At 37.5% G+C, this 13,980-nt stretch carries 8 protein-coding genes; all 8 read left to right on the top strand.

The features are described from left to right. Positions 1 to 2 precede the first annotated feature (2 nt). The 8 genes from ubiB to D1092_RS08820 all read left to right on the top strand — a co-directional run bounded on the left by ubiB (position 3) and on the right by D1092_RS08820 (position 13,975). Positions 3 to 1,589: a 2-polyprenylphenol 6-hydroxylase gene (gene ubiB, locus D1092_RS08855; protein WP_120121557.1), complete on the top strand. Its 1,587-nt coding sequence runs from the start codon at positions 3 to 5 to the stop codon at positions 1,587 to 1,589. Positions 1,590 to 1,658: 69 nt separating this feature from the next. Beyond that, complete coding sequence (coaBC, locus tag D1092_RS08850; RefSeq protein ID WP_120121556.1) at positions 1,659 to 3,080, top strand: bifunctional phosphopantothenoylcysteine decarboxylase/phosphopantothenate--cysteine ligase CoaBC; 1,422 nt, start codon at positions 1,659 to 1,661, stop codon at positions 3,078 to 3,080. Positions 3,081 to 4,441: 1,361 nt separating this feature from the next. After that, positions 4,442 to 5,161: a sulfate transporter family protein gene (locus tag D1092_RS08845; protein WP_120121555.1), complete on the top strand. Its 720-nt coding sequence runs from the start codon at positions 4,442 to 4,444 to the stop codon at positions 5,159 to 5,161. Between the two features lie 898 nt (positions 5,162 to 6,059). Beyond that, positions 6,060 to 6,980 carry an acetyl-CoA carboxylase, carboxyltransferase subunit beta gene (accD, locus tag D1092_RS08840; RefSeq protein ID WP_120121554.1) on the top strand — a complete coding sequence of 307 codons (921 nt, stop codon included), beginning with the start codon at positions 6,060 to 6,062 and terminating at the stop codon, positions 6,978 to 6,980. 4 nt (positions 6,981 to 6,984) lie between these two features. Further along, positions 6,985 to 8,304, top strand: coding sequence for a bifunctional folylpolyglutamate synthase/dihydrofolate synthase (locus D1092_RS08835; RefSeq protein WP_120121553.1), 1,320 nt, complete (start codon positions 6,985 to 6,987; stop codon positions 8,302 to 8,304). Between the two features lie 43 nt (positions 8,305 to 8,347). Next, positions 8,348 to 9,346, top strand: a complete 999-nt coding sequence (locus D1092_RS08830) for a complex I NDUFA9 subunit family protein (RefSeq protein WP_120121552.1) — start codon at positions 8,348 to 8,350, stop codon at positions 9,344 to 9,346. A 731-nt stretch (positions 9,347 to 10,077) separates the two neighbouring features. Continuing rightward, a complete protein-coding gene (ahcY, locus tag D1092_RS08825) occupies positions 10,078 to 11,475 on the top strand; it encodes an adenosylhomocysteinase (RefSeq protein WP_120121551.1) in 1,398 nt (465 codons plus the stop codon). 34 nt (positions 11,476 to 11,509) lie between these two features. Next, positions 11,510 to 13,975, top strand: a complete 2,466-nt coding sequence (locus D1092_RS08820) for a PAS domain-containing sensor histidine kinase (protein ID WP_120122726.1) — start codon at positions 11,510 to 11,512, stop codon at positions 13,973 to 13,975. Positions 13,976 to 13,980 lie beyond the last annotated feature (5 nt).

Genomic DNA, 13,980 nt, shown 5'->3' with positions numbered 1-13,980 from the left:
AAATGGTGCAAATTTCTCCTTACTTTCAATTGATGCGTGCAGGATGGGTTTTAGCACGTGAAGGTGTTTTGAGTGCTCTACCTCACGATGATCTTCAAGGGTTTCCAGCATTATGTCATCGTATAGCGCGTGGATTAGCACGGCGCAAAACAAAAAAGAAACAGCGATCTGAAAATATTTCGTATGCCATTAATAAGCTTGGACCCTCTTACATAAAACTTGGTCAATTTCTTGCCACAAGACCTGATATTGTCGGACGGAATGTTGCAGACGATTTGTCACAACTCCAAGATCGTGTTGAAACATTTTCTTGCACTGCCGCTATTACTCAAATTGAAAATTCTCTTGGTCGTTCTATTGATGATTTATTCATCAATTTTTATCCCCCCATTGCCGCTGCTTCTATCGCTCAGGTTCATCCTGCTGAATATCGTGATGAAACCGGTCATACGAATAAATGTGCCGTAAAAGTTATCCGTCCTAATATCCGCGCGCGTTTTTCTAAAGATCTTAGAGGTTTCTATCTCATTGCGCATTTACAAGAGCGTTATATCCCTGCCTCTCGAAGGCTGCGTCCTGTTCGTGTGGTAGATACTTTAGCACAAACAACACGACTTGAAATGGATTTACGCTTAGAAGCAGCAGCCATATCTGAAATGGCTGAAAATATTCAACAGGATACGGGGTTTCGAGTGCCAAAGATTGATTGGGAACGAACAGGGCGTAATGTTCTCACCATGGAGTGGATTGATGGTATAAGAATATCCGAAATTTCCAAGCTCAAAGAAGCTGGTTTTGATCTAAAGGCGCTTGCCATTACGCTTATTCAATCTTTTCTACGCCACACATTGCGTGATGGTTTTTTTCATGCTGATATGCATCCTGGTAATTTATTTGTAGACTCAAATGGATGTATTGTTGCTGTTGATCTAGGGATTACAGGAAGGCTTGGCAAAAAAGAAAAACATTTCCTTGCTGAAATTCTTTATGGCTTTATTACCCGCGATTACCATCGGGTAGCCCGTGCTCACTTTGAAGCAGGCTATGTTCCTTCACACCATAATATTGAAAGCTTTGCGCAAGCCAACCGCGCGATTGGTGAACCAATTCACGGACAATCAGCACAAAGCATTTCCATGGCTAAGTTGCTCACATTGTTGTTTGAAGTCACTGAACTATTTGACATGCAAACGAGACCCGAACTTCTCTTACTGCAAAAAACAATGGTTGTCGTGGAGGGTGTTGCTCGCACATTAGACCCCAGTTTTAACATGTGGAAAGCTTCTGAACCCGTTGTCAGAGAATGGATTAGTAAAAATTTAGGACCTATAGGAGTGGCAAAAGACTTTAGTGAAGGAGCACAAGCTCTCCTTTCGCTGGCTCGCAAAACTCCACAATTGATACAAAATTTCCAACGTATGGAAGAAGACCTTAACAAAATCAGAGAAACGGGATTTAATCTTTCTGCCTCTACCCTCAAACAACTTGCTGTTGAACAAAGTCGTAGAAATCGTTATGGACGTTATAGTCTGTTCATTATCGCACTTTGTTGTGTTTGTCTCACTTTTTATCTTTTTCATCTTTTCTAATCTGCTCAATGTGCTAAAAAATACCAAAGATGAAATCATTGACATCATTTTGTTTCTTGGAGGTATTTTATGGCCAGTATTACTATTCGTAACCTCTCTCCTAAAACCAAAGAAGCTTTGCGCATACGTGCCGCGCAAAATGGCATTTCTATGGAAGAAGAAGCGCGCCGTCTTTTAAGTAATCCCACCACTCTCACCACGCACCTCTCTCATGCAAGTACTGTTGAAGTGCAATCATTGAAATCAAAATCTCTCCTCCTTATTATTGGTGGAAGTATTGCGGCCTATAAAGCACTTGATCTCATTCGTCGTTTAAAGGAACGTGGAGCACACTTAAATGTCGTAATGACAAAAGCAGCGCAAAAATTTATTACGCCTTTAGCCGCTGAAGCTTTAAGCGGTCGTACTGTATACACTGATTTATTTTCACGCGAAGAAGAACATGATATCGGACATATCCGACTAGCTCGTGATGCTGACCTTATTATTTTAGCCCCTGCTACAGCCAATCGCATTGCAAAAATAGCCCATGGTATAGGAGATGATCTCGCCGATTGCGTCCTTTTAGCAGCACGCTGTCCACTTTTAATTGCGCCTGCTATGAATCCAGCTATGTGGGCGCATCCAGCCACTGTTCGCAATGTTGCACAATTGCGCACAGATGGCGTCCATATTATCGGACCAGAAATGGGAAATATGGCTGAACGTGACGAGACAGGCTATGGGCGCATGAGTGAACCCTTAACCATCGTCGCTGCCATAGAGGCTCTATTGAATGTACATGAAAAACCTCTCTCTGGCCGCCATTTCATCGTTACCTCTGGCCCTACCCACGAACCCATTGATCCAGTACGTTATCTTGCTAATCGGTCTTCGGGTAAACAGGGTCATGCCATTGCAACCGCTCTTGCGCATTTGGGAGCAAAAGTAACACTTATTTGTGGACCTGTTAATCTTGTAGACCCACAAGAAGTAAAAACTGTTCACGTTGAAACAGCACAACAGATGTTACAAGCCGTTCAAGAATCATTGCCTGCTGATGGGGCTATTTTTGTTGCCGCTGTTTGTGACTGGCGCAGTCAAACGCAATCTTTACATAAAATTAAAAAGGATGGTCATAAAACACCACCATCCCTCCATATGGTAGAAAATCCCGATATTTTAGCAACAATTGGACATGCTCCAAATCGCCCCTCATTGGTCATTGGTTTTGCTGCTGAAACATGTGATATCATTGCCAATGCGCAAAAAAAATGCATCGAAAAAGGCGCTGATTTCATTCTTGCAAATGATATTTCTCTTCAACAAGATGGTACAAGCGTCATGGGCGCTGATACAAATCAAGTTTATCTCGTAAGTAAAGAAAAAGTTGAACAATGGCCCCCTATGCGTAAACAACACGTAGCGCAAAAATTAGCAAACATGATCGTATCACTTTTTACTCCCCAAACGTCTATGCCTCATGAGAAAAAAACACCTCATTTCAAATAATAACTCTTCAAAAACCTTATTAAAGCATCTCATAAAATAAGAACTGAATTTCTGAAGACACAAAAGCTATCTATCCATCCAGACTAGATTAGATAACATATTAATTTATCATGATAATCTAGCGTTATTCAACTTACAATTAGATCCCTAGTTATCGTAAGATTCTCTTATTTTAAATCCATGTATATTAAATCAAGCACAACTATTTACTTACACGTTAGCGAGGATAGCTGCATAAATATAAAATATTTAAGAAAAGACTAAAAAACTTATAATGAATCGTTTCAAGAGTTAAGCGCTTGTCGCAACATTGAGAGAATTGGCAAAGTGTATGATGCTACCGGCGTGTTTCTTCGCTAAGTATAAAGGTAGTGGTGCGCCTTATAAGTTTTATAGTATTCATAGCAGTTTTATCCTTATCCATTCATGGGGACTGTTGCAAAAGGGATATGACGAGCGTTGAGAGATATTTCTTAAAAAAAATCCCACCTTACCCTAGCCTTTGTAAAGAATAGAATTTTTTATATCACTGTCTTTCCAATTCTAAAAAGACAAGTTAGAATCATCATTTGCCACCCTTCAACTTTACGAAAGCCTTGCTTTAGGGGAAAAATTTATAAAAAGCATTTTCTTCTTAAGTGTTTTTATCCCCATATTAGTCCTATTTATAATGTGAAAATAAATGATTTTTTGATTTTGATGATGAAAGATTTGAGAGAGTATCTCTTTATTTGGGATACTTATTAAAATTGAAGATGATCAATTCTCTTCATAAATAAATGGTATTATTAGCTCAAAATTATTCGCTCCAATGCACCATTTTTATGAAAAATGCTTCTATGAATTCTTACTTTATTGCACTTATAGCTCTTAAAATTCAAAATATTAGGGATTGTTCAAAACAAATAAGGGTATCGATAAACAAAATTCGGAAGCTATACTGGATAAAAAATGTTAGTAAAAAAACGCCTACTCAATATTTCTTACCGTCCTAATTTAATATATATATTATGTAAACGCAATTAGCTAAACTCTGTACAAAAATATTTAAACATCCTTCTATAATATCTATTTCTTAAATTCTTCTCGTTTTTTAAAACCAAACTATCTATTTTTATTTTAAATGAAGGAGTCTGAGTTATTTTTTTATTTTGATTACTTATTTTATCCATTCTATAAGAAAATTTAGACTGATTTTAATAATATATAAAGGTGAAAACCCTCCTTTTACAGAACAATATCAATATATTTCTTTAAATCATTGAAAATAGAGCTTGTAATTCAAGCAATAAAAAATTACACAACACCTTTTTTAAATATATTTCTTGTTTTTTTTGCTTCTTTCCTTAGTTTATTAATCTATGATTTTTACTGCTGCCTATCGTGCTTTACAACGTTTACTAACCTCACAATATAGCATTATGATCCTGAAAGCATTGGGGATTACTTTTTTTGTGCTTGCCATTTTATGGTTATGTGTGCACCAACTTTTTGTGTCTTACTTTTGGCCTTGGGCTTCTCAGTTTCTTCCTGGGCTCCCAAGTTGGGCGGGATGGTTGGGATTTAGCATGCTTATCATCTTCAATCTTGGTTTGGCTCTTTTGTTAGCTTTTTTGATTGCTCCTATCACCGCTATGATTGGTAGTTTTTTCATTGACTCTGCTGCTGAAATTATCGAAAAGGAAGATTATCCGAATGAGCCTATTGGACAAGCGATGCCATTTGGACGTTCTCTCGTCCTCTCCTTTAAATTTGTTATTTTAAGCCTTCTTGGTAATGGGATTGCTTTTATTTTATTCTTCATACCAGGTGTTAATTTCATTGCTTTTTATGTTATTAATGGTTATTTGCTTGGACACGAATATTTCTTGTTTGCTGCTTATCGTTTTCGAACAGAGGAAGATGCGCGTGCTTTTTTACATACTCATTATACAACGGTTTTTGGCGCTGGATTATTGATCGCGTTTTTTGTTTCAATTCCCATTCTTAATTTAGCCGCACCACTTTTTGCAGCTGCCTTTATGACACATTTACACAAAATGCTTTCCCAAAAAACTATGGCACGCATCACTCAAAAATAATGTTCTTTAAACTTCACAAAACTCGCCAGCTAAAGAAAGCATACTATAAAGCTTTCTCATTTTAACCCTATTCATATTGAATCAATTATAATCGTTTGTTGAGATGTCATAAACGGGGGCAGTGTATGTTGTAAAAGGCATAAAAGACCTCTCAATTCCTTCTCTCAAGACAAGAATTATTGTAACATTGGAAGCTAGCCAAGTGTATGAAGATATCCGGTTTATACCTTCTATTTCAGTAAAAATGGGGAAGCATAATGAATTTTATGCCTTTCATAGAAGGGAGTTATACGCTTCATAGGTACTCATGAGAAAATTTCTGAAATATGTGAGACGGTCAGATCTAGCAATGTGTGGATATACAATAAAAATGATATTTTTTGGGTGCTTTATTTTATGTGAAACGCACGCGCTTTAAGAAAACCATTTGAAAAAAACCTTGCTCTGGTATTAGCGTTTCGCTAACATAACGTTATCATATCCGTAATTTTAAATGGGTACGTCTAGTCTTTTAAGGTTTTATTATTATAAGGTTTCTTTGCTTCAGGACTGTCGATATTAGTGATTAATTGAAGAGTCATTTTTATTAAAAGTAAATAAGCCGTTTGTTAACCAGCGCAAGAGGTGATTTTTAATATCAAAGTCAAAGAATAAAAACATATAAGTTCTTAAAACTTATGAGAAATTTGTTATAGGGAATACTCTTCGTGCATATGATTGTTATGACATTGGAAATATTAAAAATAAAAAAACAATGGAGTTAGAGCTATACGTGCATGGATAAAAGTATTAAATGGATTCGTTATTGTTCAGCCGAAAAAGCAAATGTGAGTGCTTAAGTTCTATATTCTTTCAAATCATGCAAAAGATGTATAATATTTAAAGGAAGGCTATAAAGATGAACTGGATTACAAATTATGTTCGTCCTAAAATTAACTCTATATTAGGACGCCGTGAAGTTCCAGAAAATCTATGGATAAAAGATCCTACAAGTGGTGAAATGATCTTCCATAAAGATCTGGAAGACAATCAATTCGTGGCTCCCAATTCTGGCTATCATATGCGTATCAGTGCCAAAAATCGTCTTATGCATTTTTTTGATGATGGTGTCTATACAACTCTTGAAAATCCAAAAGTTGTAACAGATCCTTTAAAGTTTCGCGATGAAAAACGCTATATCGACCGGTTAAAAGATTATCGTTCTAAACTTGGTGTTGATGACAATATTTTAAGTGCACGCGGTACGATTGAAGGCTTGCCCATCATTGCAACCGTTCAAGATTTCGCCTTTATGGGTGGGTCTCTCGGTATGGCTTCAGGAGAAGCTATTATCAAAGCTTTTGATACTGCCATCGCGGAAAGACGCCCGTTGGTTCTTTTTGCTGCTTCTGGTGGTGCGCGCATGCAAGAAGGAACACTCTCATTGATGCAAATGCCCCGTACAACAGTAGCAATTGAAATGCTGAAAGAAGCAAAGCTTCCCTATATTGTTGTTCTGACCAATCCAACTACCGGTGGTGTTACTGCTTCTTACGCCATGCTTGGTGATATTCACATTGCTGAACCTGGGGCTATGATTGGTTTTGCTGGCCCACGTGTGATTCAACAAACTATACGTGAAACCTTACCAGAAGGCTTTCAAAGTAGTGAATATCTGCTCGAACATGGTATGATTGATATGGTTGTATCACGTTTAGAAATGAAAACAACCATTGCACGTCTTTTACGCTTAATGATGAAACATCCTGCTGTTCTTAACCCTTCCAACCCATCCCCAACAGATCCTCAAACGTCGCTTTCTATAACGAAAGCAGCTTAAATTTATGCAACAAAGTCAAGTACAAAGGGTGGTGGATGATTTACTCAAAAATTATCCGAAAAAATTTGATCTTTCTTTAGGGCGTATTGTCCGCCTTTTAGAACGTCTTGGCAATCCACATTTAAAACTTGGCCCTGTTATTCATATTGCTGGAACAAATGGCAAAGGATCTGCCTCAGCAATTTGCCGTGCTCTTTTAGAAAGTGCAGGCTATCACGTTCATATGTACAGCTCACCTCATCTCGTCAACTGGAATGAACGCTGCCGGTTAGGCCAAAAAGGAGGTGGTCAACTTGTTACAGAGAGCCTATTGGCTGAAACAATCCATGAAATTGTAAAAGTCAATCATCAAGAGCCGATTACTATTTTTGAAATTTTTACAGCCGCTGCCTTTATACTATTTAGTGTACATCCAGCTGATGTTGTTATTTTAGAAGTTGGGTTGGGAGGACGTTTTGATGCTACCAATGTCATTAACAAACCAGCTGTATCGCTTATTATGCCCATTGATTATGATCATGAGAACTTTCTTGGAAACACAATTTCTCAAATCGCTTTTCAAAAAGGAGGGATTATCAAACCAAAGGTTCCTGTGGTTATCGGTAAGCAAAATTATGAAGAAGCTCTTGCTACTTTAATATCCCTCGCCGATAAAAATAAAGTACCTTATTCTTTATTTGATCAAGATTATCAAAGCTATAAAGAGCATGGACGTATGGTTTTTCAAAACAATCAAGGTCTTATGGATCTTCCCTTTCCTAACCTTATTGGAGACTACCAAATTGCCAATGCTGGTGCTTCTATTGAAGCAGTCTATCAAGCAGGTTTTCACCTTTCAGAACAAGTCATAAGTGACGCTTTAAAAAATATTTATTGGCCCGCACGGATGCAACATCTCACCTACGGATATCTGGTTAATCAAATGTCTCCTAAGTTTAATTTATGGCTCGATGGCGGTCACAATCCTGCTGCTGGAAAAGTTATTGCGGCGGAACTTACACAATGGAGAAAAAAAACAAGTCGTCCCATTATTATGATTGCTGGCATGATCAACACAAAAGATGCTGTCGGTTATTTTCGTCCTTTAGCCAGCCTTGTCGAAAAAGTATATACGATACCGCTTATTAATAATAACGCCAGTATCTGTCCAATAAATTTAGCTAAATCAGCTCAAAAAGCAGGAATCTTTGCATCCCCCCAAGCGCACCTACAAGATGCTTTGCATAAGATTAAGGAAGAATATCAAGAGGCTATTGTCCTTATTGGAGGTTCCCTTTATCTTGCTGGCGATATTTTGCGTGACAATAAAACACCACCGTGTTAGAGATTGGCTATTTTTAAAGCTTTGAAAGATAGACTTTTTAACCATGCAACTTGATTGTGCACTTTATCAACACCCTAAACTTATTACTGTTTTTGGCGGATCTGGTTTTGTAGGACGTCATGTCGTTGAAACTTTGACGAAACGAGGATATCGCGTTCGTATCGCTGTTCGTTGTCCACAAAAAGCTTATTACATGCTCCAAATAGGAGAAGTAGGGCAAACACAAATGCTTAAAACGGATATAAAGCATCGTGCCTCTGTTGCACGCGCATTGCTTGGAGCTGATGCTGCAGTGTTTTTGCCTGGTAGTTTAAAACAAGCAAATCAATCCAATTTTAAAAGTACACAAATTGATGGTACTTACAATGTTGCTGAACTAACAGCAGAAGCTGGTATTCCACTCATATATATGTCAACACTTGTAGCTAACGAGAACGCTTCATGTCTTTATGCGCGTGTTAAATTTATGGGTGAGCAAATCATTCATAACAAGCATTCTCAAGCAATTGTTATCCGTCCTTCTGTTATCTTTGGACCAGAGGACTGTTTCTTTAACACCTTGGCAGATTTGTCACGTTTTTTACCCTTTATGCCTCTTTTTGGAGGTGGACAAAGTAAATTGCAACCTGTGTATGTTGGTGACGTTGCCGAGTTTATTGCGCGCGCTTTAGATGGACAGGTTGCTTGGGGAAAAAATTATGATCTTGGTGGTCCCCAGATTATCACCTTCCAAAATGCTCTTGAACATATACTCAAAATTATTCACCGTAAAAAAATAATCCTGTCCATGCCTCTTTCTGCGGGTCTATTGATTGGAGGAGTTTTGGGAATAATCGGTAAATTGCCTTTTATACCAACACTTGTAACAACTAATCAGATACGCTTTTTGCAAATGGATAACATTGTTTCTCAAGAAGCTATTGAAAATGGATATACCTTAGAAGGTGTGGGAATTACTCCTAAAGCAATAGCTGCATCCTTGCCAAGTTATCTCTGGAGATTTCGTCCACATGGTCAATTTTCCCAAAACTTATTCGTCTAAAATAAATTCTCCCAAAACTGAATTAATTATTTGATTTATAATTCAGAGTTTGTTGTTCGCTATTTTAAAATCAACGTGCACTCAATAGATTGATGTTTTAGATTGATGTTTTTTCATTTTAAATACTCTATTCGGTATCATAAAAAATGTTTTCTCGCATATTTACAGTCTTTTGATAGAAATTATTGAAAACAGGAAAAAACATCTTTTACAAACTATCTTCATGTAAGAGCAGATGTACATCATAGGAATCCAAAAGAGTTACGCTGAGATTATCTATTCATAAATATAAAGACAACAATATATGGCTTTGCATTATATTATTTTGCTTAAAAGCTTAATCATGAAACGAGGTCATGATACCTTTTCTAAACAACCGTATGCGTGAGGGGAATAAGAATATACTTTCTTTGATTATCCCTTTAAAAGTCGATTAAAAACTGTGAAGCAATGCATCATTTTTATTCTTTAAAAGGTATCCCTCTGAAGATTTTTAAAAGCTTTAAAGTTATGTAAAAAGGATAAAATTTTGTTTTTATAATAAGACTTTATCATGAGATCTCTTGTCCTCTTCGTAAATCGTTACTCAAATCCATAAATGCATGTTTGTTGCACAAATTTATAGAGATTTTAAAAGAGCTTTTTCGCATAAAGAAGTTTTCTTCTTATCTTGCATTTTTTTTTAATTTCTCCTACCGTCTTTTAAAAAACTGATTTTAAAGGAATGAAGAATGACAGCTCAAGATTTTGTTGTCAAAGATATTGCCCTTGCCGCTTATGGTCGTAAAGAAATTGATATTGCTGAAACTGAAATGCCTGGCTTGATGGCTTGTCGCAAGGAATTTTCCTCCAGTCAACCTTTGCGTGGTGCACGCATTTCTGGCTCATTGCATATGACAATTCAAACAGCTGTTTTAATTGAAACATTAAAAGCGATTGGTGCCGATATACGGTGGAGCTCTAGCAATATTTTTTCTACGCAAGATCATGCAGCAGCAGCTATCGCCGCAACGGATATTCCTGTATTTGCTGTTAAGGGTGAAACATTGGAAGAATATTGGACTTATATAGATGCCATTTTTCAATGGCCTGATGGTAATCCTTCCAATATGATTTTAGATGATGGAGCAGATGCTACAAACTATATTTTAATGGGAAGTCGTGCAGAACAAAATAAAGATATCCTTTCGCACCCCCAAACCGAAGAAGAAAAAATTTTTTTCAAACAAATTCAAAAGCGTATGGATACAACGCCAGGATTTTTTACACGACAACGTGCAGCAATTAAAGGTGTAAGCGAAGAAACAACAACAGGTGTTAATCGTCTTTATCAATTACAAAAAGAAGGGCTTCTGCCTTTTCCTGCTATTAATGTCAATGATAGCGTCACGAAATCAAAGTTTGATAATAAATATGGATGTAAAGAATCATTGGTTGATGGTATTCGCCGTGGAACAGACGTGATGATTGCTGGTAAAACAGCCATTGTCTGTGGTTATGGTGACGTAGGAAAAGGTTCAGCGGCATCTCTTTCAGGTGCTGGGGCTCGTGTTAAAATAACAGAAATTGATCCTATTTGCGCGCTTCAAGCGGCTATGGATGGCTATGAAGTTGTTAATTTGGATGATGCAGCCTCCAGTGCTGATATTATCATCACAACAACAGGCAATAAAGATGTTGTCCGTTTAGATCATATGCGACAAGTAAAAGATATGTGTATTCTTGGCAATATTGGTCATTTTGATAATGAAATCCAAGTCGCAGCCCTTAGAAATTTGCCATGGATCAATATTAAACCTCAAGTTGACATGATTACCTTTCCCGATGGAAAGCGCATCATTTTGCTTTCTGAAGGGCGTTTATTAAACCTCGGTAATGCGACGGGGCATCCTTCTTTTGTCATGTCAGCCTCATTTACCAATCAAGTTTTAGCGCAAATTGAACTTTTTACTCGCGCTGAACGCTATAAAAATGAAGTCACTGTTTTGCCTAAACATCTTGATGAAAAAGTTGCACGTCTCCATCTTGATCGATTAGGAATAAAACTAACTGTTTTATCAGAAGAACAAGCCGCTTATATTGGAGTTACACCGCAAGGACCTTATAAACCGAACCATTACCGTTACTAAAATGCTTCCTTGGGTTAAAAAAGGGAAAAATGTCGTGCTCAGCTTTGGTGACCATACCCCCAAAGAAAAAGCTCAGAAAATGATTCGAATCTGTACATATATATTTTGCCTTTTTTTCTTTTTTTCTCCAACACGCGCTGTTGCTCAGTCGTTGGAGAGTTATTTACCGTTTTCCTTCACTTTGCCCAATGGTCCATGGCTGCTTTTAGCGCTGTGTGGAGGAATTTCTTGTGCTTCGTTTTTTACGTGCATGGCTGTTATTATGCACGTAAAAAAAACAGCCCAGAAACCTTTGAAGATAATTCAGACAGATTTTTCTGAGAAACTTAAATATTATGAATGGCTTCTGGAAGAAACCGAACAATTCCTTCTTATTTGGAAAAATCCAACATCTTTGCCTCGTGTCGTTGGTGGCCTTTCCACATTGCAAAGAATAGGCATTGATCAGAAAGATTTTCAACGTTTTGAACTCTGGGTTGAAGAAAACTCTTTACGAGAACTTGATTATGCGTTGACTCAACTGCGTTGTAAATGTCATCCTTTTGAGCTTTCTATAACCACTACAAATAATGTGCTGCTACAAGTTACAGGGGTTATCGCAGGGACAGTCGCTATTGCTCGTTTTCAAGATATCTCTAAACAGCAGAGCGAAAATACTCGTTTACAGAAAGATATTGCCCGCCTTCTTACTGAACTGAGAATGCAGCGTAATCTTCTTGATCTCATTCAAGAGCCTGTATGGATAAAAGATTGCGAAGGAAAAGTTTGTTTTATCAATCGCGCCTTTAGAGAAATGACAGACTTTCGTGAAGATAGTGATGAAGTGGGCGATCTTTTCAATGAAAACACACAACGCACAACAGATGAAACAGAAACAATTTTTCAAGAACATGTTCATACCGTTATTGATGGTGAACGGCACCGTTTTCACCTCACACGTCTCACAACAGCTGAAGGGATGGCTGCTTTCGCACGTGATGACAGCGCCTATGAAAATCTTGCTCATGAATTAAGATATGTTCTTCAAAGCCATTGTGAAACCCTTGACCAAATTTCAACAGCTGTAGCTATTTTTGATACAAACCAAAAATTAAAATTTTGCAATCACGCTTTTAAAGTTTTATGGCCATTAGAAAGTTCCTTTTTAGAAAGTGAACCAAGCCATACATTATTTCTTGAACGTTTACGTGAAAAAGGGCTCATTGCTGAACATCCTGATTGGCGCACGTGGAAAGAAGAACTTTTTAAAGCCTATCGGCAAACAGAATCGAACCAACAAATTTGGAATCTTCCAGATGGTCGTACGGTACGTGTTGTCTCGAATCCTCATCCACAAGGAGGTGTCACGTGGCTTTATGAAAATCTTACAGAAAAAATTGATCTTGAGCGCCGTTATAATACACTTATTAAAATACAAGGTGAAACACTTGATAAACTTTCCGAAGGTGTGGTCGTTTTTGGTGCTGATGGACGCCTTCGTTTATCGAATCCTTCCCTGTCGAAATTGTGGTCGCTTCCTTATAATTTAATGGTAGAAGGAACCCATATTACGCAGTTAAAAAGCCATTGCTCAGCCTTAACCTTGGGGCAAGAGTGGGATCAATTTACTAAATTCATTACTGGTTTTGCTGAAAAACGCGAAACATTTTCGGGTCGTATAGATCTTAAAAATGATATGATTATTGACTATACTTTGGTCCCTCTTCCCGATGGACAAACGATGCTTACTTTTGTAAATGTTACAGATACTGTCCATGTTGCACGTGCTCTTCAAGAAAGAAATGAAGCCTTAGAAAGTGCAGATCGTTTACGTAATGAATTTGTTCAACATGTTTCCTATGAATTGCGCACACCTCTCACCAATATTATTGGATTTTCCGATATTTTACGGGATCAAATTTTCGGCTCTATCAATGAACGTCAACAAGAATATCTTGGGCATATTCATTCAGAATCAGGAACTCTTCTAAATATTGTTAATGATATTCTTGATCTTGCCACTCTTGATGCAGGCATTATGGAGTTAGACATAAAACCAGTTAACATTGCCGATGCGATGATACAAGCAGTAGCACGTGTAGAAGATCGCCTTAATGGACGCCATATTACGCTTTTACAACAAATTTCTCCTTCCTTAAACACTATTTCTGCTGACGAAAAACGCTTACATCAAATTTTTGTGAATGTTCTAAGTAATGCACTTAATTTTGCAACGGAGGCGAGCACTATTGAATTTTGTGTCGATGAACAAAATGATAACATCGTCTTTAGCGTTCACAATGAGGGCTCTGACATCCCTGAAGACATTCTTGATCGTATTTTTAAACGTTTTTCTTCTCATTCACACCATGGCGGGCGTGCGGGAGCGGGACTTGGTCTTTCGCTTGTGAAAAGTTTCGTTGAACTACATGGTGGACATGTTGAAATTCTTACCGGTTTTGGAAAAGGAACAACCGTTAAATGTTTTTTTCCTCTCCCAAAAGGAGATAAGATTTTTTAATGGAA

The organism is Bartonella krasnovii (assembly GCF_003606345.3).
GTDB lineage: Bacteria > Pseudomonadota > Alphaproteobacteria > Rhizobiales > Rhizobiaceae > Bartonella > Bartonella krasnovii.
This window is presented reverse-complemented; position numbering and strand designations above follow the sequence as displayed.